General features: G+C 62.7%; 29 protein-coding genes. 11 read left to right on the top strand and 18 right to left on the bottom strand.

Annotation, left to right across the window (positions count from 1 at the left end):
- Positions 1-44: 44 nt before the first annotated feature.
- The 7 genes from ACZ5IU_RS10805 to ACZ5IU_RS10775 form a co-directional block, all read right to left on the bottom strand.
- Positions 45-1,460 carry a vWA domain-containing protein gene (locus ACZ5IU_RS10805; RefSeq protein ID WP_464417151.1) on the bottom strand — a complete coding sequence of 472 codons (1,416 nt, stop codon included), beginning with the start codon at positions 1,458-1,460 and terminating at the stop codon, positions 45-47.
- Between the two features lie 153 nt (positions 1,461-1,613).
- Positions 1,614-3,086: a potassium/proton antiporter gene (locus tag ACZ5IU_RS10800; protein ID WP_464417149.1), complete on the bottom strand. Its 1,473-nt coding sequence runs from the start codon at positions 3,084-3,086 to the stop codon at positions 1,614-1,616.
- Positions 3,083-3,208 (bottom strand): hypothetical protein, encoded by a 126-nt coding sequence (locus tag ACZ5IU_RS10795; protein ID WP_464417147.1) that lies wholly within the window; start codon positions 3,206-3,208, stop codon positions 3,083-3,085. Before ACZ5IU_RS10795 ends, ACZ5IU_RS10800 begins: the two co-directional genes overlap by 4 nt.
- A gap of 94 nt (positions 3,209-3,302) precedes the next feature.
- Positions 3,303-5,567 carry an NAD(+) synthase gene (locus ACZ5IU_RS10790; protein ID WP_464417145.1) on the bottom strand — a complete coding sequence of 755 codons (2,265 nt, stop codon included), beginning with the start codon at positions 5,565-5,567 and terminating at the stop codon, positions 3,303-3,305.
- Between the two features lie 77 nt (positions 5,568-5,644).
- Positions 5,645-6,463: an ABC transporter ATP-binding protein gene (locus tag ACZ5IU_RS10785; protein ID WP_464417143.1), complete on the bottom strand. Its 819-nt coding sequence runs from the start codon at positions 6,461-6,463 to the stop codon at positions 5,645-5,647.
- The gene (locus tag ACZ5IU_RS10780; RefSeq protein WP_464417141.1) at positions 6,460-7,530 is read right to left on the bottom strand and encodes a FecCD family ABC transporter permease; all 1,071 of its coding nucleotides are present in this window, start codon (positions 7,528-7,530) and stop codon (positions 6,460-6,462) included. Before ACZ5IU_RS10780 ends, ACZ5IU_RS10785 begins: the two co-directional genes overlap by 4 nt.
- The gene (locus tag ACZ5IU_RS10775; RefSeq protein WP_464417139.1) at positions 7,530-8,651 is read right to left on the bottom strand and encodes an iron ABC transporter substrate-binding protein; all 1,122 of its coding nucleotides are present in this window, start codon (positions 8,649-8,651) and stop codon (positions 7,530-7,532) included. Before ACZ5IU_RS10775 ends, ACZ5IU_RS10780 begins: the two co-directional genes overlap by 1 nt.
- A 203-nt stretch (positions 8,652-8,854) precedes the next feature.
- Here ACZ5IU_RS10775 and ACZ5IU_RS10770 point away from each other — a divergent pair, with 203 nt between their 5' ends.
- Entirely contained in the window at positions 8,855-9,475 is a 621-nt protein-coding gene (locus ACZ5IU_RS10770; protein ID WP_464417137.1) for an FmdE family protein, read from the top strand.
- A 51-nt stretch (positions 9,476-9,526) separates the two neighbouring features.
- Here the strand turns inward: ACZ5IU_RS10770 and ACZ5IU_RS10765 are convergent, their stop codons facing one another.
- The 4 genes from ACZ5IU_RS10765 to ACZ5IU_RS10750 all read right to left on the bottom strand — a co-directional run bounded on the left by ACZ5IU_RS10765 (position 9,527) and on the right by ACZ5IU_RS10750 (position 12,595).
- Positions 9,527-10,057 (bottom strand): DUF6691 family protein, encoded by a 531-nt coding sequence (locus tag ACZ5IU_RS10765; RefSeq protein WP_464417135.1) that lies wholly within the window; start codon positions 10,055-10,057, stop codon positions 9,527-9,529.
- Between the two features lie 119 nt (positions 10,058-10,176).
- The gene (locus ACZ5IU_RS10760) at positions 10,177-10,575 is read right to left on the bottom strand and encodes a YeeE/YedE thiosulfate transporter family protein (RefSeq protein WP_464417133.1); all 399 of its coding nucleotides are present in this window, start codon (positions 10,573-10,575) and stop codon (positions 10,177-10,179) included.
- A gap of 81 nt (positions 10,576-10,656) precedes the next feature.
- A complete protein-coding gene (prxU, locus tag ACZ5IU_RS10755; RefSeq protein WP_464421898.1) occupies positions 10,657-11,265 on the bottom strand; it encodes a thioredoxin-dependent peroxiredoxin in 609 nt (202 codons plus the stop codon).
- A 193-nt stretch (positions 11,266-11,458) separates the two neighbouring features.
- Complete coding sequence (locus ACZ5IU_RS10750; protein WP_464417131.1) at positions 11,459-12,595, bottom strand: 4Fe-4S binding protein; 1,137 nt, start codon at positions 12,593-12,595, stop codon at positions 11,459-11,461.
- A gap of 95 nt (positions 12,596-12,690) precedes the next feature.
- Between ACZ5IU_RS10750 and ACZ5IU_RS10745 the strand changes: the two genes are divergently transcribed.
- The 8 genes from ACZ5IU_RS10745 to ACZ5IU_RS10710 all read left to right on the top strand — a co-directional run bounded on the left by ACZ5IU_RS10745 (position 12,691) and on the right by ACZ5IU_RS10710 (position 16,878).
- A complete protein-coding gene (locus tag ACZ5IU_RS10745; protein WP_464417129.1) occupies positions 12,691-13,119 on the top strand; it encodes an MOSC domain-containing protein in 429 nt (142 codons plus the stop codon).
- A 228-nt stretch (positions 13,120-13,347) separates the two neighbouring features.
- Positions 13,348-13,773: a PadR family transcriptional regulator gene (locus ACZ5IU_RS10740; protein WP_464417127.1), complete on the top strand. Its 426-nt coding sequence runs from the start codon at positions 13,348-13,350 to the stop codon at positions 13,771-13,773.
- Positions 13,760-13,945, top strand: a complete 186-nt coding sequence (locus tag ACZ5IU_RS10735; protein WP_464417125.1) for a DUF5320 domain-containing protein — start codon at positions 13,760-13,762, stop codon at positions 13,943-13,945. Before ACZ5IU_RS10740 ends, ACZ5IU_RS10735 begins: the two co-directional genes overlap by 14 nt.
- Positions 13,946-13,947: 2 nt before the next feature.
- Positions 13,948-14,244 (top strand): DUF5320 domain-containing protein, encoded by a 297-nt coding sequence (locus ACZ5IU_RS10730; protein WP_464417123.1) that lies wholly within the window; start codon positions 13,948-13,950, stop codon positions 14,242-14,244.
- 141 nt (positions 14,245-14,385) lie between these two features.
- Positions 14,386-14,751, top strand: coding sequence for a NifB/NifX family molybdenum-iron cluster-binding protein (locus ACZ5IU_RS10725; protein ID WP_464417121.1), 366 nt, complete (start codon positions 14,386-14,388; stop codon positions 14,749-14,751).
- The gene (locus tag ACZ5IU_RS10720) at positions 14,748-15,611 is read left to right on the top strand and encodes an ATP-binding protein (protein ID WP_464417119.1); all 864 of its coding nucleotides are present in this window, start codon (positions 14,748-14,750) and stop codon (positions 15,609-15,611) included. Before ACZ5IU_RS10725 ends, ACZ5IU_RS10720 begins: the two co-directional genes overlap by 4 nt.
- The gene (locus tag ACZ5IU_RS10715) at positions 15,608-16,501 is read left to right on the top strand and encodes an ATP-binding protein (RefSeq protein WP_464417117.1); all 894 of its coding nucleotides are present in this window, start codon (positions 15,608-15,610) and stop codon (positions 16,499-16,501) included. Before ACZ5IU_RS10720 ends, ACZ5IU_RS10715 begins: the two co-directional genes overlap by 4 nt.
- Positions 16,502-16,539: 38 nt before the next feature.
- A complete protein-coding gene (locus ACZ5IU_RS10710; RefSeq protein ID WP_464417115.1) occupies positions 16,540-16,878 on the top strand; it encodes a NifB/NifX family molybdenum-iron cluster-binding protein in 339 nt (112 codons plus the stop codon).
- A gap of 116 nt (positions 16,879-16,994) precedes the next feature.
- Here the strand turns inward: ACZ5IU_RS10710 and ACZ5IU_RS10705 are convergent, their stop codons facing one another.
- Positions 16,995-17,444, bottom strand: coding sequence for a CGGC domain-containing protein (locus ACZ5IU_RS10705; RefSeq protein WP_464417113.1), 450 nt, complete (start codon positions 17,442-17,444; stop codon positions 16,995-16,997).
- Between the two features lie 215 nt (positions 17,445-17,659).
- Between ACZ5IU_RS10705 and ACZ5IU_RS10700 the strand changes: the two genes are divergently transcribed.
- Positions 17,660-18,526 carry an MBL fold metallo-hydrolase gene (locus ACZ5IU_RS10700; protein WP_464417111.1) on the top strand — a complete coding sequence of 289 codons (867 nt, stop codon included), beginning with the start codon at positions 17,660-17,662 and terminating at the stop codon, positions 18,524-18,526.
- Positions 18,527-18,593: 67 nt separating this feature from the next.
- Here the strand turns inward: ACZ5IU_RS10700 and ACZ5IU_RS10695 are convergent, their stop codons facing one another.
- The 6 genes from ACZ5IU_RS10695 to ACZ5IU_RS10670 all read right to left on the bottom strand — a co-directional run bounded on the left by ACZ5IU_RS10695 (position 18,594) and on the right by ACZ5IU_RS10670 (position 23,524).
- The gene (locus ACZ5IU_RS10695; RefSeq protein WP_464417109.1) at positions 18,594-19,331 is read right to left on the bottom strand and encodes an ABC transporter permease; all 738 of its coding nucleotides are present in this window, start codon (positions 19,329-19,331) and stop codon (positions 18,594-18,596) included.
- On the bottom strand, positions 19,328-20,296 hold the full coding sequence (locus ACZ5IU_RS10690; RefSeq protein WP_464417107.1) for an ABC transporter ATP-binding protein: 969 nt from the start codon (positions 20,294-20,296) through the stop codon (positions 19,328-19,330). The genes ACZ5IU_RS10695 and ACZ5IU_RS10690 overlap by 4 nt, the downstream gene beginning before the upstream one ends.
- A 34-nt stretch (positions 20,297-20,330) precedes the next feature.
- Positions 20,331-20,609, bottom strand: a complete 279-nt coding sequence (locus ACZ5IU_RS10685; protein WP_464417105.1) for an ArsR/SmtB family transcription factor — start codon at positions 20,607-20,609, stop codon at positions 20,331-20,333.
- Between the two features lie 57 nt (positions 20,610-20,666).
- Complete coding sequence (gene ybaK / locus ACZ5IU_RS10680; RefSeq protein ID WP_464417103.1) at positions 20,667-21,155, bottom strand: Cys-tRNA(Pro) deacylase; 489 nt, start codon at positions 21,153-21,155, stop codon at positions 20,667-20,669.
- Between the two features lie 4 nt (positions 21,156-21,159).
- Positions 21,160-22,962 (bottom strand): diguanylate cyclase domain-containing protein, encoded by a 1,803-nt coding sequence (locus ACZ5IU_RS10675; RefSeq protein ID WP_464417101.1) that lies wholly within the window; start codon positions 22,960-22,962, stop codon positions 21,160-21,162.
- Between the two features lie 85 nt (positions 22,963-23,047).
- Complete coding sequence (locus ACZ5IU_RS10670; protein WP_464417099.1) at positions 23,048-23,524, bottom strand: signal peptidase II; 477 nt, start codon at positions 23,522-23,524, stop codon at positions 23,048-23,050.
- A 196-nt stretch (positions 23,525-23,720) separates the two neighbouring features.
- On the opposite strand from ACZ5IU_RS10670, the gene ACZ5IU_RS10665 reads away from it, so the two are divergent.
- Positions 23,721-26,630: an EAL domain-containing protein gene (locus tag ACZ5IU_RS10665; protein WP_464417097.1), complete on the top strand. Its 2,910-nt coding sequence runs from the start codon at positions 23,721-23,723 to the stop codon at positions 26,628-26,630.
- The last annotated feature ends 48 nt before the right edge of the window (positions 26,631-26,678 follow it).

Below are 26,678 nucleotides of genomic sequence, written 5' to 3'. Positions count from 1 at the left end.
CACGCTTCCCGCAGCGCCGTCACGCGGGGCGACGCCGTCCCTTCCTACTGATGGTCCGCGCTGACATCTCCGCTGACCGTCACGGGGGCTTGCTGGTTCTTCTGGACATACGCGTCGTTCATGACCTGCTTGCGTTCGGCGGACGACATTCCTCCCGCCGCCGAGATGCTCTGAGCGAGCTGTTCGAAGAGCCCCGCCTCAGCTTCGAGCTTCGGTGCGGCCTGTCCGACGCTCGGGGCGAGAAGGCGCAGGTCCCCCTTCCTGTGCTCGAGCAGTTTCGCCGCTTCCTTCGCCCGCCCTTCGTCCGCGAGCCGGATCGCCTCCTCGCGAACTTCCGCGTTCTTCGCAAGGGCCGTCTGGGCGACGATATCGCGGTTGAGAGAGCGTTCCACGTCGGCCCTGTCCTCCGCCGAGGAGACCCTGACGTTCGACAGTTCCTTCCGGACCTCCCCCGTGGACGCGTCCGTGTACTCGAGTTCGAGCTCCGCCGCATCGAACGAGGTTCCGGCGGGACGCTCGGGCAATTCGACCTCGAACAGCGCGTACTTCTCCCCCGTCCCGTAGAGATTGTCGATCGTCGTCTCCAGAGCGTTGTCGCGAAGGATTCCCTCGCGTCCGACAACTCGGACCGGACGCACGCCCTCGGGGCACCGGAGCGTGATGCGGACCCTTCTGGCCGTCACCTCGACCGCGTCCCGCATGTCGCGCGCGAAGATCTCCGGCAGCATCCCGGCGTGCCGCGCGAAGTAGGCATTTCCGCCGCTCGACGCCGCGACGGCCGTCATCAGGTCCTCATTGTAATCCAGACCGAGCCCGATCGTCGTGATCGTCATCTCCCGGTGCGCGAGCCTCCGGCCGAAGGCCGCGAGCTCCGACGTCGAAGACGGTCCCACGTTCGCGATGCCGTCGGAGAGCAGCACGATGCGCGGAATGTACCCCTCGTCGACGAACGTCCGCAACTGCTCCGCTCCGAGCGCGAGGCCGTCGTACAACGCCGTCGAACCTCCCGGAGACAGCCGCCGGATCGCTCTCGCGAGCGCCGGATCGTCCGCGCCGTTTCCGACGCTTCTCGGCGAGGCGAGAACCCTCGCGACATCGTCGTACGCGATCAGCGCGACGACGTCCCGCCGATCGAGGACATTCATCGCTTCGAGCGCACCGAGCTTCGCGTTTTCAATTTTTCCGTCCGCGCCCATCGACCCGGACTTATCCAGGACGATCGCGACCGCAAGCGGCGACCGCGTGAGCACGCGGCGCCCATCGGGCCGGACCAGCGCCCGGACGATCACGCGCTGTCCGCGTCTCGCCTCGACGACAGGCATATCCGTCGCGACCTCGAAAACCACCGAGGGCTTCTCCTGTGCGACGGCCCGTTTCACGAACCCTCCGAATCCCATCAGGGAAACCGACACCTCGAACCCCATGATCGCGCATGCGACGTACGCTCTTTTCCGGACCATGACAACCACCTCCGGAAAGAGAGTACGCCGCCCGAGCCGTCGATGTGTCAGAACGCCGTCACCCGGATGTCACGGGAGTGTAACATCTTCGGACTCCACTCGGGAGGAAGCGCGGTTGACAATGGAGTTCGTTCCGCTCTTCCGGCGCCGGGGTCATCCTTCGCCGTCCCTTGAAGCGGTGAGGATCGCCTGAGCCTCGTGAAGCAGCTTTTTTTCCGCAATGAGAAGCAACGTATCGAACGCCTCTATCACCGTCTCCCCATTCGGGACGACGAATCCCGGTCCCCTCCGGAGCAGCAGGATGAGCGACCCCTGTGGCAGCGACAGCTCCGAAACCCGCCTGCCGACCACAGCGGCGTCCGGCAGAATATCGATCTCGCGCGTTTCGCCGGGCATTCCCGTACCGGTCCTTTCAAACTCGAGCGGATATCGCGGGCGGGATACGAGCGGCTCGTCGACGCCGAGCAGTCTCGCGACGGACATGAGCGTCCTGCCCTGCAGCAGGACGGATGTCAGCACGATGAAAAACACCATGTTGAAGAGAATGTCCGACCGTTCGTACCCCGCCGTAAAGGGAATCGTCGCGAGAACGATCGGGACGGCCCCGCGAAGCCCCGTCCACGCGACAAGCGTCCGCTGCGCCGGGGAGAAGGAGCTTCCCAGAAGCCCGAGACAGACGGCGATCGGCCTCGCGACGAACATCAGGAACGCGGACACGATCAGAGCCGGGAGTGCGACGGCGGGAAGTCGCGACGGGAACACGAGCAACCCGAGGACGAGGAACAGGACGATCTGCATAAGCCAGCCGAGACCATCGTGGAACTTCGCAAGCGTGCGTTTGTTCACGAAGTCCGTGTTTCCGAGAACGATGCCGCAGACGTAGACCGCGAGGAAGCCGTTGCCGTGCAGGATTTCCGCGCCTCCGAACGTCAGCAGGACAAGGCTCATGCCGAGAACGGGGTAGAGTCCCTCGTATTCGAGCCGGACCGAGTCGAAGAGCCGCCCCGCGAGAAATCCGGTCGCCGCGCCCGTGAGAAAACCGGCCGTCATATCGACGCCGAGCGACGGAAGCAACGACACCCAGGATTTCGACGGGTCCGAGATGAGTCCGATCATCGCCGTTGTGAGAAAGATCGCCATCGGGTCATTGCTGCCGGACTCGAGTTCGAGAAGCGGCCTCAGATTCCCCTTCAGGCCGACGCCTCTGGAACGCAGGACGGCGAAGACCGCCGCCGCATCGGTGGACGACACGATGGATCCGAGAAGAAATCCCTCGTACATGTCGAAACCGAGGACCTTCCATGCAAAAATACCGACGAGCGCCGCTGTGAGAGCCACTCCGAGCGTCGCAAGCGCCAGCGCATTCCCGAGGACCGGGCGGACGCTGTCCCAGTTCGTGTCGATTCCGCCCGAAAAAAGAATGAAAGCCAGAGCGAACGTGCCGACGAGATTGGCGACCTCGGCGTTGTCGAAATAGATTCCCCCGGGTCCGTCCGCTCCGGCGAGCATTCCGATGGCGAGAAACATCAGGAGGACCGGCAGTCCGAACTTCCCGGAGATCTTGCTCGCGAAGATGCTCAGGAAGACGAGAAGTCCGACCGTGAAGACGACGAGATGCGGCGTCATCGTCTCAAACCATGTTTTCCGTCGGGCTTCGGCCCGAGGAAAAACCACGCGACATCCGGAAGGCGCGCCGGATCATGTCGGAACGATTCGTTTTCGGGCGGCGGAGAATGCAGCGTCTTCATGGCGAGTCCTCCCAGTGAGCGTCATTCCTCATTTGCGCTCATCGTACCACAGGGAGAACATGGAACAGAAGACGTTCCGGGGGATACGCCGCGTCTACGGTTCCTCCCCCGGGATGTTCCGGAGGTCTTCGAGCCAGGGGGCGTCCTCCCCGTCGCTCGGAGCGCGGTAGTCTCCCCGCGGCGACAGCGCCCCTCCCGACCCCACCTTCGGGCCGTCCGGAACGCACGACCGCTTGAACTGGCTCGTCCTGAAGAAACGACGGACGAAGACCGAAAGCCAGTGCCGGATCTCGGCAAGCGTGTACTCGTGCCGGGATGCGGGAGGGATGTCCGGCCACGCCCCCGCGCCGCGGTCGCGCCACGCGTTCCACGCGAGGAATGCGACCTTCGACGGCGAAAATCCGTACCGCGTGATGTAATACGTCGTGAAGTCCTGGATCTCGTACGGTCCGACGACCGCCTCCGTGCTCTGTCCCGGCGCGGAGCCGTCCTTCCCCGGAACGAGCTCCGGGCTGATCTCCGTGTTGAGGATATCGTAGAGGACCGTCGAGGCGTCGAGGCCGAACTGGTTGTTCGCCGCGGTCCAGCGGATGAGGTACTGGATCAGCGTCTTCGGCACGCTCGCGTTCACGTTGTAGTGCGACATGTGGTCGCCGACGCCGTAGGTGCACCATCCGAGAGCGAGCTCGCTCAGGTCGCCCGTGCCGACGACGAGCGCGCGCCGCAGGTTCGCGAGCCGGAAGAGCGTCGACGTCCGCTGCCCCGCCTGGACGTTCTCGAAGGTCACGTCGAACTCCTGCTTCCCCTGCGCGAAGGGGTGCCCGATGTCTTTGAGCATCTGGATGCACGCGGGCCGGATGTCGATCTCCCCGGTATCGACCCTGAGGGCCTTCATGAGCCGCGATGCGCTGTCGCGCGTTCTCGCCGACGTCGCGAATCCGGGCATCGAAAAGGCGCCGACATTCCTTCTCGGCAGGCCGAGGCAGTCCATCGTCTTCGCGCACACGATGAGCGCCTGCGTGGAATCGAGTCCTCCCGAAACCCCGACCACGAGATTCGTGACACCCGTCGTCTTCATGCGCTTCGCGAGCCCCTGAACCTGGATCTCGCTGATCTCCGAACATCTCCTGTCGCGGAGCGCGGGATCCTGCGGGACGTACGGGAAACGCGGGAACTCCCGGATCGGGAGGATCTTCCCGAACGGCGCTCGCAGCGGGACGCTCACCCTGCGGAAGTCGGGAACCGTCTCCGTCTTCGAGAAGCTCGTGAGCGTCATCCGCTCTCTCGAGAGACGGTCGACGTCGATCTCCGTGACGGCGACGCCCGGCTTCCACGAGAAACGCTCCGTCTCCGCGAGCTGGACGCCGTTCTCGCAGACGATCGCATGTCCGTCCCACGCGAGATCCGTCGTCGATTCCCCCGGTCCGGCCGCCGAGTAGACGTACCCCGCGACGCAGCGGGCGGATTGGCTCGCGACGAGATTGCGCCGGTAGTCGTCCTTTCCCGTCGTGATGTTCGAGGCAGACAGATTCGCGATCACGGTCGCGCCGTTGAGCGCCGCGTAGCTCGACGGAGGGACGGGAGCCCAGAGATCTTCGCAGATCTCGCAGTAGAACCGGAAGTCCGGGATGCCGTCGACCTCGAACACGAGATCCGCTCCGACCGGAACGTTCCTCTGGCCGCAGAGGTCGATCGTTTCGACGGGCAGTTCCCGGGCCGGACGAAAGTGCCGCAGCTCGTAGAACTCGCGGTAGTTGGGAGGGAAGCTCTTGACGGCGACGCCGGCGATCCTGCCGTTGCAGAGGACAACGCCGCAGTTGTAGAGCGCGTCGCGGATTTTCAGGGGCGCGCCGACGACGACGACCATCTCCATGAGCGATGTCGCGTCAGCGACGGCCCTGATTCCGTCGAGCACGGACCGCAGCAGGGCTTCCTGGAAGAAGAGGTCCCCGCACGAATACGAGGAAATCCCGAGCTCCGGGAAGACCGCGAGAAGGACGTTCCGCTCCTTCGCCGCACCCGCGAGTTCGACGGTCTTCGCGGCGTTGAAGGCCGGGTCCGAGACGCGGACTTCGGGAACGCACGCGGCGACCCGGACGAACCCGTGACTGTAGATGTTCGTGAACTCCCGGCGGGAAGCGCTGACGTCGATCTCGGGAGCGCGCACCTTCCCCGCGAGAGCGGCGAGCGCCGACGCACCGATCCGGCTCTTCTCGTCCTGCTTCCACCTATTGATGATCTCCGGGCTGATCCCGAGATCCCTGACGATGTCGCCGACGGTCTTCCCTTCGGCGATGAACCTTTCGAGCTCCTGCCTGAAATCCGGACCGCCGTACCGCGTCTCCTTCGAATCTCCCATTCAGGACACCCCCCCGGACGTCACTCATTTTCGGGGCCGCGCCCCGTTACGTCAACTGCCGGGGGAAAGGAACGCTTTCAGAGATCAGCGTCAGCACGAGACGAGGGAGTCTCTCCGAAATCGGCGGGAACGAAAACCCTGACGCCGTTATGGTCGACGATCTCGGCATCGAATTCGAACGCGTCGCGGATCATCGTTCCCGTCACCTCTTCAGGTTTCGCCGCGTGGATCACGGTCGCACCGGCTTCATCCGGAGAGTGCGAGAGAAAGAGCACCCGGTCCGCGAATCGGAGCGCCATGTTGATATCGTGAATGGTCATGACCGCCGCGATATGGTGCTCGCGGACAATGCGCCGGACGATCCCGAGAATCTCCATCTGGTGTCGCGGATCGAGGCTGCCCGTGGGCTCGTCCATGAGGAGAACGCGGGGATCCTGCACGAGAGCGCGGGCGAGAAGGGTCATCTGAAGCTCTCCTCCACTCATCTCGTCGACGCTCCGCAGCGCCAGACCTTCGATGCCGAGACGCCGCATCACGGCATCGGCCGCCCGGATATCCGCCCCTCCGATGCTCCAGCGGACGTGGGGACGCCTTCCGAGAAGCACGGCATCGAAAGCCGTGACTCCCGCGAGAACGGAACGCTGTGGAACGTACGCGAGACGCCGCGCCCTCTCCGCGCGCGGGAGACGCGTGATCGGGACGCCGTTCGTTTCGACGCTCCCCGAAGACGCCGGAAGAACGCCGTCGACGCACCGGAGCAACGTCGTTTTTCCCGCGCCGTTCGGGCCGAGAATCGCCAGAAATTCCCCCTCCCGCGCGTCGAACGACACGTCCCGGAGGACGACTCTGTCGGCGTAACGGAATCCGAGAGATCGGACCGAGAGACCTTCGGTCATGCGGTCCTCGTCCTCAGGATGATCGCGAGAAAAACAGGAACGCCCAGAAACGCCGTCAGCACCGAAACCGGCAACACGCGCGGCGCAAAGACAAGACGCGCCGCCGTGTCCGCCGCGAGCAGCAGGCACGCTCCCGCAACGGCCGACGCAGGAAGGAGGAATCGATGGTCGTTGCCGATGACGCGCCGGAGCATATGCGGGGCGACAAGCCCGATAAAACCGATGACTCCGAGGAATGCGACGACAACGGCGCTCAGCAGGGACACGACCCCCATTCCGAGAACCCGCAGGACGTCGACCGGGATTCCAAGACTCCGGGCCGTTTCGTCCCCCGCTTCGAGCGCGTTCAGATCGAGCGCGAAAAACGACGCCCCGGAGAAGACGCCCGCGAAAACGACGGCTATGATCGCGAGTTCCCGCCACGTCGCACGCGAGACGTCGCCGAACGTCCAGAACACGGCGGCCGCAACCTGCGAGTCATCGGCGAAATACTGGAGAAACATCGTCCCCGCGGTGAAGAGCGATCCGAGAGCGACACCGGCGAGGACCATCACTTCGGGCTTCGAGCGGCCCGCGCGTGCGATCAGCAGGACCAGCGCCGAAGCGAGCACGCTGAAGCAAAAGGCGCACGACGTGGCCGTAAGTGGGTTCGAGACGCGCACCGCGTCGGCTACAGTGCTCTGCATACGCCCCGCCCCGAGAAAGATGATCGAAAACGCTCCGCCGAACGCGGCCGCGTTCGAGATCCCGAGAGTGAACGGCGATGCGAGCGGATTGCGAAGGAGCGCCTGCGACAAAGTCCCGCAAAGCGCGAGCGAGGCGCCGGCGAATATCGCCGTCAGCGTCTGCGGCAACCGGATGTTCCAGACGATCGCCGAGATCCGCGGCGCCGTCCCGCTCCCCGAAAGCGCCGCGAGGACATCCGGGAGGGGAATCCTGACCGCGCCGAGACACACGGAGGCAATCGCGACGACGCACGTAAGGAGAAAGAGTCCCGTCAGCAGAGTTCTCTTGCGCGCGACATACCGGAGATATCCGTCCGGGACATTCCCCTGCTCGAGGTGCATCAGTCCTTCTGCGGCGAAAGTTTCGTAAAAACCTGGTTTCCGTACCCGGAATTCACCATCGGGAAAACGGGTTTTCCGACCAGGAATGAATAGATTTCGTCGGCCTTCTTCACGGGATCGACATCCGCGAAAAGCTCAGGATACAGAATCTTCCCGACGAACCATGCGTCCGCCAGGATCGAACCGAAGTTTATGGAGTAGGAATTATAGGGCAACACTCCGTAGATCTCGCCATTCCTCACCGCTGCGATGGTTGCAAGGGACGAGTCCGTTCCGAGTTCGATCAGCGCGTTCGCTTCCTTCCCTCCCGTTGTCGTGGAAAGGTCGATGAAGAAAACGGCCGGATCCCATTCGAGCAGTTTTTCCTTCGCGATCGTCGCGGTCCCCATCCCCTTGCCGGCCGGAACCGAAGCTACGTTTTCCGCACCAACCAGCGCGAACGGAGGATACCCCGGCTCTGTCGACGTGATGCCGTGCGGCCCTTTATAGGCAACGCCGCCGACGTAGCAGCGACGCCGTTTCTCCGGGGCGACGCCGGCAGTGCGACTGCGGATGCCTTTCATTTGTTCCTCGAAGAAGGCGACCACGCTTTCTCCTCGCTCCTTCACTCCGAGGACATCGGCCATGAGGCGCAAAGCCGCGAAAAACGTCTCTTTCTGGTCCGACAGATTCCCGTATTCAAAAGCGACGACGGGAATACCCGTCTTTGCCTGCAATTCGTCGGGCTGAACCGCCGATGGGGCGAAAACCTTGAAGATTACCTGAGGTTGCCGGGACAATCCAAGAATGAGCTCCGGGTTGTCCATTCCCCGGAATTCGCCGAAGAGCGGGAGTCCGGACAGTTCCGGATGCGCAGCGAGGTACGGTTTCGAAGAATGCAAAGAAGCGAGCGGCCCTGTGCGCTTTTCCGCCGAATCCACGCCGACCGCGCGATCCTGCGCATTCAGATACACGAGGAGGCGGAGACACCCCGACCCGGAACAGAGAACGCGCTCCACGGCGTCCGGAATCTCAACCGTCCTCCCCATTCCGTCGCGTATCGCACGCGCGCCGGCGAGTGACGAAAAAGCCGGTGAAAAAAGCAGGAACAACGCGAACATGAACGCATAACGACGACGCATCTCCATGCCTCCCGTTTCCCGCGGGAATTCCCGCAATATGGTTTGTTCTATAATAGCACGAAATATTACTTACGTGCTATGATTTCTCCGTCGGTCGGGTCGCAAAAGCACGCGAGAGGCATATAGTTGGTGTGCACCCAAGCAGCTCAGCGCACCTGTGTTACAATTCTATGATATCGTCACACGGAACGGAGGAATGACACGTGGTTGGATGTACCATCGACAAAGCGACGATCGGACGTACGATCGCGTTCCACGGGCACCGGTGCCCGGGCCTTTCCATCGGAATCCGCGCGTCGGAGATCGCGCTCCGGGAGGTCGGTTCGAGCCGGGACGAAGAGATTGTCGCGGTGACCGAGACGGACATGTGCGCCGTAGACGCCGTTCAGTTCCTCACGGGATGCACGTTCGGGAAAGGCAACCTCCTCTTCCTCGACCACGGGAAGGTCGCGTTCAGCTTTTTTCGCCGGAGCGACGGGCGATCATTCAGGATCGTCGCGAAGCACGCTCCGCGTCCCGATGACCGCGCGCGACTCGAACTCAGGATGCTGATCGCGTCGGGACGAGCGACGCCGGAAGAGGAGAAGGCGTTCGACGCCGCACAGCTCAAACGCTGCGACCTGATCATGGAGGCCGACCTCGACGATCTCTTCGAGATCGGGAGGGTTCCGTTCGCGCTTCCCGATCGGGCGCGGCTCTTTCCGACGCTCGTCTGCGACAAGTGCGGCGAGCCTTTCATGGAGCCGAGGGGACGGTTCTACAGGGGCGCAACGCTCTGCATCGCCTGTTTCAACAGGATCGAGCGCGGCGTCGAGTTCCTGTAGCCGCGAAGAACCGCAAAAAAGGGCGGAGGGGATTCCCTCCGCCCGCGTCGTTCAGAGCCCCTTCTTCTCGAACCACCGGAAAAGCACAAGCGTTCCCGCCACGAAGACAGCAATGACGATCCAGTGATTGACGCCGAGCAACTGCGGGACCGTTATCTTTCCGTAGTCGCCCCAGGTGAGGACCGTATTCTTCATAAGCGGGTAGATTTCGGCATAGATTCCCGCCCCGACAAGCATCCCCGCAAGGCCGAAGGCCGCGTCCAGCCGCCCCTCGCCGAGCGCACCCATCGCCGTTCCAGGGCAGTACCCGAAGATCGCCCATCCGACGCCGAAGAGCGCGCCGCCGATGACGACGCCGCCCAGAATCGTCGGTTTTGTCGACAGTTTCGCCATTCCGAGATCGACGAGAAGGTACGTTCCGACCATCGCGACGCAGATCGTCGAGAGCATGAACTTGAGGATCGTCATGTCGCGAAGGCGCAGCGCCGCGAGCTGCTTGTCGTACCGGATCACGCCGGCGCGCTGCAAGAGGACGCCGAAGATGATTCCCGTGACGAGTCCGAAAACCATTTCCCGGTTCATGTGTCGTCACCTCCGTACAGCATCCTGGCCACCAGGGCACCGACGACGAAGAACATCGCGAGCGCGATGAATCCGCTGACCGCAAGCTGAAGCGACCCGCTCAGCCCGTGACCGCTCGGTCAGCCGTCCGCGAGGCGCGTGCCGATCATCGCGACGACGCCGCCGATGAACGCCGCCGCGCTCCTCTTGCCGATCCCCGCGCCGAAACGCTCCCGCCACATGTCCGGAACCGAACGGAAGGAAAAGGTCCCGGAGAGAACGGCCGCCGCGAGCGATCCGACGAAGATCCCGATCACGAACATGAACTGCCAGTCGATCTTCGGGGCTTCCTTCATGAAGTACGCCATCTGCGCGACCCGTTCCGGGCCGAATGCCTTTTCGACGTAGCCCGCGGCGCGGACGAACGTCGTCGACGCCCCCAGGTACTTGCCCGCAAAGGCGACCGATGCGACGGAGAGCACCCCCGCGAGCGCGCCGGACACATACGGGTTCCACAATGCGTCCCTGCGTTCCGCCATACCCCTCACCCCGATTCTCTCACTCCTCCGGGAATCACCGGAGACACGAAGGGGGCCCGCGAAGGCCCCCGGCGTTTCACTTCAGCGCTTGCCGTAGACGTCTTTGGGATTCCACTCTTTCCAGACGTTTGCCACGAGACCGATACCCGGCTTCAGGACCTTGCCGCCCGGCGTCCAGCCCGAAGGGGTCACCTCTCCGCCCTTCGTCTCGCGGACGTGCTGGAAGGCGCGGATCTGCCGCAGCGTCTCGTCGACATTGCGTCCGACCGGGGGCGTCAGGACCTCCATGCCCTGGATCACGCCGTCCGGGTCGATGAGGAAGCGCCCGCGGACGTCAACTCCCGCGACCTCGTCATAGACGCCGTAGGCGCGGCCGATCGCTCCGCCGCTGTCCGACGCCATCGCGAAGGGTACGCCGCCTTCGACCATCTTCGACAGTTCGACGTCGTTCCACACCTTATGAACGAACTGGCTGTCGACGCTGACGGAAATCACTTCTGTTCCGAGGGCCTGGAATTCCGGGTATTTATCGGCGACCGCCGATACTTCGGTCGCTCAGACGAATGTGAAGTCCCCGGGATAGAAGCAGACGACAACCCACTTTCCGAGGAACGATGACAGCGACACCGGGGTGAAACTTCCCTTGTGGTACGCTGGCGCCGTGAAATCCGGAGCCTTTCTTCCGACCATGATCGTCATTCCCTTCGCCTCCTTCTTCGGTTCTTCCAGAGCGCCCGTCCCGGCGCTCTCCATCGCGGCGACGACCGCCGCCGGCCGCTCGCAACTCGCCTTTCCCTCCTGCATGTGGAATCCCTCCCTTTACTCTGTGAAATTACTCTATACAGGTATTATAGCATCAAACCGTTCGGAAGAAACCCCGGAATTACGGTTTCGGGCTCTGTGCATCCTTTCGTTTGAGATAATCGCCGACCGACTCCCGGACCTTCTCGTCGTTGACTCCCGGCAGCTTCTTGATCGAAACATCCCGGGACACGGTCTCCGGAAGCCCCGCGGCCGAGATGAAGACGTCTTCGGGCAGCTTCACGGCCTTCGCGGCCTGCGAAATCGTCATCCATCCGAATATGGAATCCGCCGAGGCGCTCTGCGCCGTCTTCGGCGACGCGTAGGTCACCCACAGCCCCGTCGCTTTCGCGCCTCCCCAGATGCCGAGAAACAGTGCGACGCCGAGAAGTCCGACGAACATAACGGAATGGTTTCGTGCGGCAGTTCCGAAGCGCAGCGTATCGGGAACCGGGCAACGTTCGGCGCACTGTCCGCACGCGAGGCACTCCGCACTTCTCACGACGGGAACGGTCTCGGGGTCGAGTCCGACGGGACATGAGCGGCCGCAGGCATGACAGTTGACGCACCGGGCTTCGTTCCGCCGGATCTTCACGAGGCTCAGCTTCTGGATGATCGCAAGAACGCCTCCGAGCGGACAGAGGTAGCGGCACCAGAAGCGTTCGACGCCGACGAAACTCGCGGCGATCACGGCTCCGAAGAGAACTGCGTACCCCCACGGGTTCTCCGACATCTCTCCAATTCCCGCCGAGAGGTGCATCCAGGCGACCCAGGGATCGAGACCTCTCCAAACGAGCGTCCCGGTCTTCCACGTCAGAAAAATGATGATCCCGAGCGTGAGATACTTGAGATACCGCGCGGGACGATCGATCGACGAAGGGAGGGAGAGTCTCCGGATCCCGACTTTTCGCCCTGCGGAGGCCGAAAGCTCGCCGATCGTCCCGAGGGGACAGATCCATCCGCAGAAGACGCGCCCGACGACAATCGTTACGAGAACGACGCCGACGAACAGGACGAGGGCGCTCGGCGCGACGCGTCGGAGCCATCCTCCCGTACCCAGGAAGGCGTACAGGGATTCGAGGCCGCCGAACGGACACATCGCGTCCACGGTTGGAACGCCCGTCGGGCCGCCGCCGAGCACCTGATGCCTGTAGCCCATCCACGACATGAACGCGAGAAACGCCACCTGCACCGCAAGGCGCACATTTCGGGAACTCATGGCTTCCCCCTCCTTTTGTTCGCGTATCGTGCGTCTATAATACATGAATGGAGAAATACAACACAGCTCGAGGTCCAACAAGGAGGATATCGCCCATGAATGCGACGATCGTCGCCGTGTGCGTGAGCCCGGCGCGACGGGAACCGAAGGTTCCTGTCGACATTGCGTTTCTCGAACCCGGAGGCATCAGGGGGGATTCGCACTTCGGCGTCTCATCGCGAGAGGTCAGCATGTTGCGCGAAGAAGACATCAACGCTGCGGCGGAGAAGGCCGGATTTCCGTTCCCGCCGGGGGCGCTCGCCGAAAATCTCGTGATCTCGGGCCTCCCGTCGGACCTTCCGACGGGAACGGTCATCGAGGCCGGGACGGCGCTCCTTCGGGTCGTCGAACGCGGCAAACGCCCCGGTGAACCGCATTCGTACGACTATCGAGGATACTGCCTGCTTCCGACGGTCGGCTTTTTCCTCTCGGTGATCCGAAGCGGCGTCGTCCGTCGCGGAGACGCCGTCGTCACGGAGAAATGATTCCCCGCGCGGACGGCCGGAAGGCGCGGGGACGTGCCGAATGACAGGGGGAACGACGAGCGGAACCGCGATGACGGTTCCGCTCGTCGTTTTTGGGGCATCGACACGAGAATCGGCCGAAGGGAATCTGTCTTATATATGCAACTTGCATATATAAGATTTATGTGGTACTCTTTCAGCGGAACGCAATGAAACGGTTTTCCCGAATCACGGAACGGAGGCGACGACATGCCGCAGGGGCGATGCAGACGACACGGGAACGGCCCGTGTTCGTGCGGAATGGGGAATATCTACCGTTTCGTCGAACCCGTCGTCCTCTTTCTTCTGAAAACCAAAGGCCACTCTCACGGATACGAACTCGCCGGGGATCTCGCCGAGTGCACGCTCACCGACTCTTCCGTCGATCTGGGAGGGCTCTATCGCATCCTTCAGCGCCTCGAGGGAGAGGGATTCGTCGTGTCCGAATGGGACACGTCGGGCGCGGGTGCGGCCCGCAGGATGTACGCGATCACTCCGGCGGGAGAGAACCGCCTCCGCCAATGGGTGACGGTGCTCGGGAACATGACGCGCTCGATGAACGCATTCCTCGAAAGGGCAAAAGAATCGGGCGTTGTGCCTTTGGCGGAAGGAGGGAGCGATCATGCCGCGAGGTGACGGAACAGGACCGTGCGGAGCCGGCCCCGGAACGGGACGCGGGAAGGGACGCTGCGGCGCCTCTCGCAGCGACAGTCTTCCGGGAGCGCGACGACGACAGGGTGGTATGGGAGGGGTGTTCCCCGTCGGGGACGATGGGGCGCCGCCGGATTCAAACGAAGGGAGCGATTGAGAATGCCACGAGGTGACGGAACGGGACCGACGGGACTGGGGTCGATGACGGGACGCGGAATGGGGTATTGCGCCGGAGCGGGGTTCCCCGGCTATGTCCGCGGAGGCAGAGGTTTTTTCGGATTCGGACGGGGGTTCGGAATGGGACGCGGCTTTTTCCGCGCGGTTCCGCCGGCGTATGGGTTTTTTCCGGCTGCGCCGGTAAGCCCCGAACAGGAAAGGACTGCGCTCGAAAATCAGGTTGCGGCGCTTGAATGGAATCTCGCCGAGCTCAAGAAACGTCTTTCGGAGATCGCGTAGAGTCGGCGGAGAGGTATCGCGCGACCGGCGCGAAAAACGGAGGCGCCATTCACTTTTTTCCGTTCCTTCCCGCGTCCGGGGAAGAGGCTTCCGGTTTATGTGGGAACCTCTTCATTCATCTGTCGAGGAGGTTCGTCATTCATGAAGATCGCTTTTTCCGCAAAGGGAACGACGCCTGAATCGCCGCTCGACGCACGGTTCGGTCGTACGGCTCGTTTTCTCGTCTTCGACCCGGAAATGGAAACCTGGGGTACGGTCGAAAACACGCAGAACCTGAACGCCGCACAGGGCGCGGGCATCCAGTCCGCGCAGAACGTGATCCGTTCGGGCGCGAAGGCTGTCGTCACGGGAGGTCATTGCGGCCCGAAGGCATTCGATGTTCTCCGGGCGGCCGACATCGAGGTGTTCGCGAGCGATGCCCCATCGGTCGCCGAAGCGTTGCGGCTCTTTCAGACCGGAAAACTCGAACGGATCGACGCGGCGGACGTGGAAGGGCACTGGGCATGATCCTTGCCGTGGCTTCCGGCAAGGGAGGTACGGGAAAGACGACCGTCGCGCTGTCCCTCGCGTCCGTCGCAAAGAACAGGATTATCTACGTCGACTGCGACGTCGAGGAGCCCAACGCGCACCTCTTTCTCAACCCCAGGATCGACCGTTCCGACGAGATCTGTATCCCTGTTCCGTTCGTGGACGAGACGCGATGCACCCACTGCGGGAAATGCGCGTCCATCTGCCGGTACGGAGCGATCGCCTCACTTCCGGCGATGACGCTCGTCTTTAAAGAACTCTGCCACGGATGCGGCGGATGCACGATCGCGTGCCCCGTGAGCGCGATAACGGAAAAGCAGCACCGGATCGGTGTCGTCGAATCCGGCTCGAGCGACGTTCTGGAACGCGTCACGCTCGTTCAGGGACGGATCGATGTCGGCGTTCCCCTGTCACCTCCCCTGATCCGGGCCGCAAAGAAGGCCGCGGACGATGAGAAGAATGTTCTCCTCGACTGCCCGCCGGGAACGTCATGCCCGATGATCGCGTCGGTGCGGGGCGCCGATTACGTCGCGCTCGTCACGGAGCCGACCCCTTTCGGCCTGCACGATCTGTCGCTCGCCGTGGAAACGCTCCGCGAACTCGCTCTCCCTTTCGGCGTTATCATCAACCGGTCATGCGAGCGCGACGGAATCATCGAAGCGTTCTGCGACGCGACGGGAACCGCGATCCTCGGGCGCATTCCGGATGATCGCAGGGTTGCGGAAGCGTATTCCCGCGGGGTTATCCCGACGGCGGAGTCTCCTCTCATGCGGAGGGTGTGCGAACGGGTCGCCGAGAGTGCTGCGGAACGGGCCTCGGAGAAAGGAGTCCGCCGATGAAAGAAGTTCTCGTCATCTCGGGCAAGGGCGGAACGGGGAAGACCAGCATCACGGCGTCGTTCGCCGCGCTGTCGCGTGATGCCGTGGTCGCCGATTGCGATGTCGACGCGGCGGACCTCCACCTTGTGCTTGCGCCGGAAACCCGGCGGCGGGAGGCCTTCATTCAGGGGAATCTCGCAACCGTTCGCACGAATGCATGCACGGCCTGCGGCCGCTGTTCGGAGGTCTGCCGTTTCGGCGCCGTTCGGACGACGGCGATCGGACACGCGTTCATCGACGCGTCGTCCTGCGAGGGGTGCGGCGTCTGCGTCTGGAACTGTCCCGTACAGGCGATCGACTTCCCCGAACGCGAGTGCGGCGAATGGTTCGTATCGGAGACGCGCTTCGGAACGATGGTTCACGCCCGTCTCCGGGCGGCCGCGGAGAATTCGGGAAAGCTCGTGAGCCTCGTGCGCCGAGAGGCGCGCAGGATCGCGGAGGAACGGGACAGGGCGATTCTCCTCACCGACGGCCCCCCGGGCGTCGGATGCCCCGTCATCGCCTCCCTGACCGGGGCGGACGCGGCCGTCATCGTGACGGAGCCGACGGTATCCGGAGAACACGACATGCAGCGCGTTCTCGGGCTCGCGCGTCACTTTCGCGTTCCCGCATACCTGTGCGTCAACAAGTGGGATATCAATCCGGCGATGTCGAAACGCATCGAAACGTTCGCGGCGCGCGAGAACGTACGGCTCCTCGGCAGGATTTCGTACGATGCGGCCGTGACGGACGCGCAGGTCTCAGGCCGGACGGTTACAGAACACGGGGGGACCGCAGCCGGAGAGATCCGGACGATCTTTTCGGCGCTTCGCGGCGCACTCGGGCTCGAAGCCGCCGAACGCTGTATTTGAACACGGCAAAAATCCAATTTCAAGGAGGGACCACGAACATGAAGATAGCCGTACCCGTAGCGAACGGAACACTGTGCATGCACTTCGGCCACGCGCCGCAGTTTGCGATCCTGACCGTCGACGACGCGACGAAGAAGGTCACGTCGAACGAAATTCTCGAAGCTCCCGAACACGAACCCGGCCTGCTCCCGAGGTGGCTCGGAGAGAAGGGTGTCACCGCGATCATCGCCGGCGGCATGGGGTCGCGCGCGCAGGGACTTTTCGGCGAACGGGGTATCGCCGTCGTTACCGGAGCGGCGGTCGGAACTCCGGACGAGGTCGTTCGCGACTATCTCGCCGGAACGCTGCAATGCGGCGAAAACGCCTGCGACCACTGATCTTCCGGAAGAACGCCCGCACATGAGGCGGACGGATGCATCGCCGGAAGGTGGAGAAGAACGGGCGTTCCGTCTTTCCGGCGGAACGCCCGTTCTTTGTACGACGCTGCGGCGGCTCAGTTGTAGGCGAGCCGCGTCTCCGGATCGCAGACGACCTGCGAGATCATCTCCTGCCACGAAGGCGATTCCCAGGTTTTCAGAGCCGTATGGATCGTGTAGTACTTCTCCGGGATCGGGTGCGTTCCGATGACGACGGGGAGCCCGTACGCCTCGTCGATGTAGCGCCGGAAGAAATCGATTCTGTGGCATGGCGGGTATCCCACCACGAGCCCCGTCGCGAGGTGGATCACGGTCGCTCCGTTCTTCTTCATCTCGGCGGGCGCGTACTCGACATTCCCGCCCGGGCATCCGTCGCATGTCGTATAGCCGACGAGCTCGACCTCCCTGCCCTTGTAGAGGCTGAAGGCCCCTTCGCGGTTCCGCAGCGACCGGAGGCATTTCCCCCCGGCGCAGGTGTGGTATCGGTTGCAGATGAGGATCCCCACCCGAACGATGTTGGTATTCATACAAAACCCCTCCCTGGCTCGGAAATCGTGTGATTCGCCCCCCGTTCCGTCTGTGGAACGGACACCACATACTGTACCGCAGATTGCCTCGTTTGTAACCCTCTCGGGGTTTTTTCATCGCGTGAAACAGAGCCTGTCGCGCGTTGCGTCTTCGACGATGTGCGATAATAGCAAAAGAAACACAACAATGCGTCTCTCCGGGAGATGATGGGATCATGCTCGATTCGCTCAAGGTTACCGTCCTCGTCGAGGACAGCGCACCGTACGAGAGTCCGCTTCTCGGGCAACACGGAGTCTCTTTCTGGCTCGAGGCTGCAGCCGGAGGCAAGACACGGCGGATTCTCGTCGATGTGGGACAGAACGCCGATACCCTGCTCCACAACGCCGGAGCTCTCGGAATTCCGCTCGGGGAAGCGGACGCCGTCGTGATCACGCACTGCCACTACGACCACACCCGAGGTCTCGCCCGTGTCGTGAAGGCCATCGGGAAAAGGGACGTTCCGGTCATCGCGCATCCGGCGCTCTTCCGGCCCAATTTCATCACCGCGCCGTTTCTTCGTCACGTCGGCATCATGCAGGAAGACGAACCGGAGGACATCCGCGCCGCGGGAGGAACGCTCTTCCCGGTTTCCGGACCGCTGCAGCTGATGCCGGGACTCGTCACGACAGGCGAAGTCCCACGCGTCACGGACTTCGAGGAAGTCGGCATCGCCCTCTCGACAATCGACGAACGGGGTCACGCCGTCCCGGACGCCATGCCGGACGATATCGCGGTCGCGGCGCGCGTCGCCGGGTGCGGCGCAGTCATCGTCACAGGGTGCAGCCATGCGGGGATCGTCAATATCCTGAAACACGCCACCGCTCCCGGGGAGCGCATCGCCGGGATCGTCGGCGGCCTGCATCTCGTCGAAGCATCGCAGGAACGAATCGCGAAAACCGTCGCGGCACTCTCGGAGTTCTCGCCATCCCTCCTAGCGGCCGGACACTGCACGGGGTTCCGGGCACAGGCGGCCATCTACGCGGCCTTCGGCGATCGGTTCGCAACCATGGGCTCCGGAACTGTCTTCGCTTTTCCGGCATAGCTTCGAATTCCGGTGCGAGGACGTTCCCGAAACGTCCTCGCCGTAGCGGAGAGCCTCGTCTCTGACGCTACACGATCCACTTCCGCCGCACGTTCCGCACGCTGAAGGCGAAAAGTACGGCGCAGAAGCCGGCGAGCGCCGCGAAATCGAGCGCGAGCGGCATCGACGCGCCGTTCGAGAGAGACTTCCGAAGCGCGTCCGCGCCGTACGTCAGCGGCAGAACGTAGGAAAGCGGCCGAAGCAGAAGCGGCAGCCGCTCGATCGGGAAGAACAGCCCGCACAGAAAGACCATCGGAAATCGGAAGAAGTTCGAAAAGGTCTGCGCCTCGAAGACCTCGCTGACCGACACGGCGACGAAGAGTCCGAGGAATGTGCATGAGACGGCCATGAGGAAGGTCGTGACGAGAAACGCACCCCACGAAACCTCGGAGAGGTCCGCGAGGAACGACGCGATCGCCACGGGAACGAACGCGTTGAGCACTCCGAAGAGGATCGCTCCCGACGTTTTCGCGAACATCAGAAGCTCCAGCGAAACCGGGGCGAGCAGGAGCCGTTCGAACGAGCGGCTTTTCTTTTCGAACGTGATCGTCACGGCGAGCATCGACGTCGTCCCGAACAGGATCGAAACCGCCACAACCCCAGGCAGGACGCCTGCGATGCTTTCGACGCCCTGCCCCGAGCGGATGAAGAACATTGCCGTCCACGCGACCGGAAAGATCAGTCCCCAGCTGACGTTCGGCGGCTTGAGATAGTACGTCTTCGTGTCCTTCAGAAGGATGTTCCAGAACGCGATCCACCGCTTCATCCGTTGCCACCGCCCTTTTCCTTTTCTTTTTTCATCGACTCCGCTTCGAGGCCCGTGATCCGGACGAAAATATCCTCAAGCGACGGACGCACCTTCCGCGCCTCTTCGACCTCGACGCCGCGTTCTTCGAGAAACCGCACGATCGGCCCGACCCGAAAGGGTTCCGTCCCTTCGGCGCGGACGCGCCCCTGCCCCGCGGAGTCGAACCGGAGAGCGGGAAATGTTCCGGAGAGCTGTTCGCAGACGTCGCCGGAACCGGAAACCGTCAGAACCGCCGCGCGAACGCCGCGCACTGGTTCGAGAAGATCGGACACCGAGTCGACGCGCAGGATCCGCCCCTTGACGATGAAGGCGACGCGGGTGCAGAGGCGTTCGGCCTCTTCGATATAGTGGGTGGTCAGAAGGATGGTCGTCCCCGAAGCATGGAGCGCCGCGAGGCGCTGCCGGATCGCGCGGGCGCTCGCGACGTCGATCCCCGTCGTGGGCTCGTCGAGGAAGAGAATCGGCGGCTCGTGGATAATCCCGGCCGCGATCGTGAGGCGGCGCTTCATGCCCTTGGAGTAGCCTCCGAAGAGCCGATCCCCGGCTTCCGAAAGACCGAACTCGTCGAGAAGGCGTTTCGCCCGCACGAGCCGCTCCGCCTTTGGCAGGCCGTAAAGCGCCCCGCAGAACGCGATGTTGTCGAGCCCCGTCATCTCTGGGTAGAGGTTGCTTTCGTCCGGCACGACGCCGATCAGGTGCTGCGCGGCTCGCGGGTTTTTGGAGCAGTCGACGCCTCCGATGGAAATCGTACCTCCGTCGGGACGCGCCAGCCCGATCAGCATGGAAATCGTCGTGGTCTTCCCCGCGCCGTTCGGCCCCAGAAGCCCGAAAAAGTCTCCCGTTCCGACGGAAAAGGAGACGTCTGAAACCGCCTGAACCGCGCCGAATCTCTTTCGCAACGCATTGACGACTATTGCGGACATGCCTGCGCTCCCTTCGCTCCCGGCGCCCGCGTCGTTACTGTCTCGTCGAAAGAAGCCCCTCAAGCCCCTCCCGGAAGCGGTCGAGAGTTTCCCCGTTCACGCGATAGTGGACGAAATAGCCCCTCTTGTCTGCGACCAGGATTGCGGCCTCGCGCAAAACGCGAAGATGCTGCGAGACTGCCGCCGGGGTGACCTCCAGGCGGGCCGCCAGCGCGTTCACGCAAAGTGGTCGCCGAAGCAGCAGTTCCACGATACGAACCCGTGTCTCCACCGAAAGAGCCTTGAATATTCGGACGAATTCAGATCGTTCCATGAGCGCCGTCCCTTTTAAGTGTATGCGCAGATACTTTATTCCACGTACGGTGATCCGTCAAGCGCCGCTCTTCCCGCGCGTGATCTTCGCAACGACCGCTCCGGTCGCACGCCGGAGGTCGTCGGGCGAGAGAAGCATCTGGACTCCGCGGGTTCCGGCGCTGACGCAGATTCGTTCGTGGGAGAACGCCGACTCGTCGAGAACGACTGGATAGGCCTTTCTCGTCCCGACCGGCGAGACGCCGCCCCGGACATACCCGGTCAGCGGACGGACTTCCGAAAGATGGACCATCTCCGCCCTCTTGTGCCCCATCGCGGCGGCGAGCCGCTTGAGATCGAGTTCTTCGGGACCGGGGATGCACGCGAGGACGATATCCCGCCCGTCGCAGCTCGCGACGAGCGTCTTGAAGACCCGGCCGGGGTCGAGACCGAGTAGCGAAGCGGCCCGTCCCGCCGAAAGGTCGTCCTCGTCCGGTTCGTACGTACGGACGTCAAGGGCGATCCCCATTCCCTCGAGAAGTCGGATCGCATTGGTCAGTGTCGCCATGGTATCAGTCCCTCCCGTCGCGGCCCAGCGCAACGCCCGCACGCATGAGCGGCGCATCGACATCGGGATCGTCGGCGCGGATCGACGTCACGGCGACACGCAATACGAAGAACTCCCGACCGAGCCCCGATATCGCGCGCTGCTCCTCCGAGCGTTCACGGATATGCTCCGCCAACAGCACCGCCGTCTCTTCCTCCACTCCGGGAAGGAGTACGGCGAATTCCGCGTCGCCGATGCGTCCCGCAACTCCTTCGGCGCCGATGCATTCGCGAATCACCCTTGCGATGGTCGTCAGGACACTGTCGCCCTTCGCGAATCCGAATCGATTGTTGACACGCCTCAGAGAATCGGAAGCGATCAGAAGCAACGGAACCGGAATGCCTCCGTGGCGTCTGAGGCGAATCCATTCGCCTTCGAGACGGGCGAGGAACGCCCGTCTGTTTGGAAGTCCGGTTACGGGATCGGACGCGGAACGTTCGCGCGACTCCCGTTCGCTCTCCGAGAGCGCTTTTTCCGCACGGACACGCCGCAAGGCTTCTGAATCCAGGTCGTCCGCAGTCTTCCGGATCCGGTTCGCCAGGTCGGAGCAGGAGCGGAACAACGTGTTGAACTCGCGGATCCGTCCGCCGGCATCCGCGACTTCGGAACGCTCGCCCCTCGCAAGCGCGGCGACGGCGTCGTTCAACCGGAGAACCGATTGCGCCGCCCGTCCGGAAAGGAAAACTCCAGAAAAGATGACGATCGCGAGAATACCGGCAATCAGAGCGATCGTCACGCGATGTTCCCTCATGACGCCCGACATGACGGCAGTCTCCGGAAGGACGACCACAACGAGCCAGTCGATTCCGGGAAGATCCCGCAGGGGACAGACCCGCAACGTGTATCTCCTGCCGTCGAGCGTGAATGAAAGATCCTCCGCCGAACGGACATTACCGAACGTCCCGAAGCGCTTCGCAATCGACTCCGCAGCGCGTCGCACCTCGGGAACGGCGCTGTCGAGGACATTGACGCGTCGTTGCATTCCGGTCTCCGCGACGACCGTGAAAGGCATTTCCCGTACGGACGACGCCACGAGAAATCCAGAACGCTCCATGACAAAGGCGAGCCCCGTGGGGCTGAAATGAAGTCTCGAGAGGAAGCGGGCGATGTGCGACAGGAAGACATCCACCGTGACGACGCCAAGCAGTTCCCCTTGCCGCGAATGGACGGGAAGGCTCGCCGGAAGGGCCATGTCCTGTCCCGTGAAGAGAACATAGATATCGCTCCAGACGGACGTTCCCTTCAGGACGGCATCGATATACCAGGAGCGCGTCCGAGCGTCGAAATTCGGAATACGCGCCAGAAGCCGGCCGAGCCGTCCTTCTTCGTCGACCTCATATTTCCGGAAAGTTCCGGCGACGAATCCATCTGTCAGGATCACGTATCGCGCGTCGCTGGACGTTTCCCTCCCGCTGTTGACCAGTCCTCCACTGGAATTGCCGAAGGAGATGCTCGAGACGGCCCCGAAGATGCCGATCTGTTCCCGAAAGCGGCTGGCAAGCCCCGAAGGGTCGTCCGGGGCGAGGAGCCCTTTTCTGAGGCTTCCGGCATTGGCCCGGTTTATGAGATGCGGAACGGAGAGAAAACTTTTTACGTGCTCCTCAATGCGGGACGAAATCTCGTCCCGCAAAACTTTCGATACATCGGCGACGGCATGTCGCCCGCCATCGAACGCGACATATCCGACAAGACCGGTCGTCAGAATTATGACCGCGATCATCGAGGCAATCAGAACGTTCTTCAGGGAAACCTCGGCAACCGGCTTCATTCCGTGTCAATTCCTTCCCGTGGTGACGGCGCAGGACCCGTCCCTGCACATTCATCGTGATGATTATAGCGCACTGGAGAAATCGCTACGGTTCCGCCCCGTCTCTTTGACGAAACACGTCCGCCGCGAGAAGGCACACTCCGAGTCCGACCCAGAGATCCGCGATATTGACGAAGAGCCCGGGGATTCCCGCGAGGCCGAGCGGAAGAAAGAGAAAATCGGTCACCCCACCGAGCGCAAGTCGTTCGACGGCATTGGAGAGGCCTCCGGCCCAGAGGAGCGCGAGACCGTACCGGCCCGCCCGTCCGCGAAGGGGAACAACATACGTGAGATACAGGAGGATGGCGACTCCGACGACTCCGAGCGCCCCCCCCCATGAACCGGCCATCCCGAACGCGACACCGGGGTTGGCGTGAAGACGAAGGAACGCACCGAACGGCAGGGAAACCGTCGTTCCGGAAAGAAAGGCCCGCGCGGCGGCCTTGGCGACCGCATCGAAAACAACCGCAAAGACAAAGAGTCCGTGCGGTCGCGATCTTTCGTTCTCTTTCCGGATGGACATCCCCTCCTCGCCCGGAGTCATGACCGATGTCGACACTATACCCGGACAACCGGACTTTGGAAAGAATCTCACCGAATCGTCCCGCCTATTATGGACGATACCAGTCCTGCACGTCTTGCCGGAAAATTGCGCCTGAACGTTCCATCATGTACTATTATAAATATTTTCAAATCGGAACGACACGCGGGTGTGTTCGATGACATCGTTTTCTTTCGGGAGATCGCACGGAGAACAGGAACCGGTTTACAGGTCTGCCCCCGGGAAATCCCGACTTTTCCTTCAGTACTTCCTCATCGGGATAATCCCGTCGCTTGTGTTGCTTGCGCTCCTCCTCCTCATCACGTATTACGCCCTCGTTCCCCTCGTCGACAGGAACTTCCGCCGTCTCAAGAACGAAACCTGCCGCACGATCGCAGAGGTCTTCCTGAGTTACCTCCGTTCAAAGAACGACGAGGTCCTCTCTCGCGAAATCTCGCTGGAGGACACGAAACGCGTCGCCATGAAGCGCCTTCCGGATCTGCGGTTCGGCCCGAACGGCAGGGATTACATCTGGATCATGTCGGACGAGGGACGGGTTCTCGCGCACCCGTTCCGCACGGATATCGTCGGACGCGCTCCCGGAGAACTTCCCGGAGTCGAAGGAGAACGACTCTCAGCGTTGTTTCGGCGGATGATCGGGATCGCACTCTCCCGAGGCGGCGGTTTCATCGACTACGAATGGACCCGCGTGGACAAGCCGTCCGAAAAGGGGAAGAAAACCGCCTATGTCGCCCGTTTCGAACCATGGGGCTGGATCATCGGTACCGGAATCTACATCGACGATATCGAGACGGAGCTTGCGCTCCTGAAACGGAACATCGTCCTGATCGCGCTGCTGATGGTTGCGTCCGCGATGATCGTCTCGCTCGCCATGTCCGTAACGGCCGCCCGGATCCGCATGCGGGAGCTCGCCGCGTCCAAGCGGATGCGCGAAAGCGAACGGCACTTCAGAGCGCTCTTCGATTCGAGCCCGTTCGGCATCACGCTCCACCGCCTACGGGACGGAGTCCTCCTCAACGCCAACCGGACCTTCGAGCAGATGGCGCGACGCGACGCGTCCGTCATCATCGGAAGGGAACTCGCCCGCCTCGCCCTTTTCGACGTCGCGGAGCTCGAACGCCGGGTCGTCGTCCCCATCGGACGCGGCGAATCACCGGACGGAATCCTCATCTCGTTCCGCCCCTCGCCCGAGGAGGAACGGATACTCCTGCTCTCGGCGGTCGCGATGGAAACGGGCACGGAACCCTGCATCCTCATGATGATGACGGACATCACCGAACAACAGAAGCTCCTGTCGACCAATCAGGAACTCGAAGCGCTCATCCGATCCCGCGAGGACGGATTGCGGGCGCTCGACGAGGAACTCCACAGCAGGCAGACGGCTCTCGAGCAGACGGAAAAACAGCTCGCGCTCATCGGGACAGTCTTCGATCACGTCGGCGAAGCCGTCTTCATCACGGATCCGGACGGCGCGATCCTCTCGGTGAACCCCGCGTTCACAAGCATCCTGGAGTACGAAAAGGAAGAAATCCTCGGGAAAAATCCCCGAGTCTTCAAGTCGGACCGTCACCCCCGGGAGTTCTACGAGGAGATGTGGAATTCGCTGATCCAGCAGCATCGCTGGAGCGGCGAGGTATGGAACCGGCGGAAGAGCGGCGAGGCCTTCCCCGGCCTCGTGAACATCACGAGCCTGACCGATGCCGGAGGACACGTCATCAACTACATCGCGGTTCTCCGGGACATGAGCGCTCTCCAGGAGACGAAGGACCGTCTGCGGCACCAGGTCCTTCACGACGCGCTCACGTCCCTTCCGAACAGATTCCTGTTCATCGAATCCCTGCGCGGGATGTGCGAACGCGCCCAGGCGTCCGGTCTGGGGGTCATCGTCGCGATGGTGGGGCTCGACCGTTTCGACGCCGTCAACAAGACACTCGGATACGTTCTCGGAGACCGTCTGCTCCAGGAGGCGGCGCGGCGAATGAAGGCAGTCTTCGCCGAAGATGGGGCTCTCGCCCGCTTCGGAGGCGACGAATTCGTCGTCGCATACCCGTTCCGCGAGAGCACGATGGCGGCCCTCGGCAGAATCGAACGCGCGCTCGAAGCCCTCCGCACGCCGTTTTTCCCGGATTCGCACGATATCTACATGACCGCGAGCGCCGGCGTCAGTCTCTTCCCGCAGGACGGAAACTCTTCGGAAATACTGTTCCGGAAGGCATCTCTCGCGATGGCGCGTGCGAAGAAGCAGAAAGGGAACACCTACGAACTGTTCACCGACGACATGAACGAACTCATCCACGAACGGATCCGGATGGAGGGAAACCTGCGCCGGGGCATCCAGCGCGGCGAGTTCCTGATGTATTTCCAGCCGAAGATCGTCGCCGGGACGCAGGCGATCGCCGGAGCCGAGGCGCTCATGCGGTGGATGACGGCGGAAGGGACGCTCGTCTCCCCCGCGCACTTCATTCCGCTCGCCGAGGAAATCGGAGAGATCAACCGGCTCGGGGAGTTCGCCCTTCTCGACTCGTGCAAAAAGGCGACCGGATTCTTCGCGATGGGACACCCGATCACGGTCAGCGTCAATGTTTCGTCGCACCAGTTCTCGAACCCCGATTTCCACTTCACCGTCATGAACGCGATCGAGAAGGCCGGACTCGATCCGAACTTCCTCGAACTCGAGATCACCGAGAGCGTCGTCATGAACAACCTGAGCGGAACGGTCCGCACGATGGAGCTCCTCCGCAGGGAAGGCGTGCGTTTCTCTCTCGACGACTTCGGTACGGGGTATTCGTCCCTGTCGTACATCCGGCATCTGCCGCTCTCGGGCATCAAGGTCGACAAGGCTTTCATATCGGACATCACGGGAAACACGGAGACGCAGGCCATCTTCCGCATGCTCGTGTCGCTGACGAAGGAGCTCCGGCTCGAGATCACGGCCGAAGGGGTGGAAACGATCGAGCAGCGCGACTTCATCGCATCCCTGGGAAGTGACATCCTGATCCAGGGATACTACTACTCCCGTCCGCTGCCTCCCGACGACTTCGCGGCGTTCCTCGGCGGCGCCCGCTGACCAGCGCCCAGGAAGCGGAGAGTGTTACAATACGTTTTGTTTTCCGCC

This window comes from Lactivibrio alcoholicus (assembly GCF_055390895.1).
Note: the sequence above shows the minus strand (reverse complement) of the source record. Positions and strands in the feature narration are given on the sequence as shown.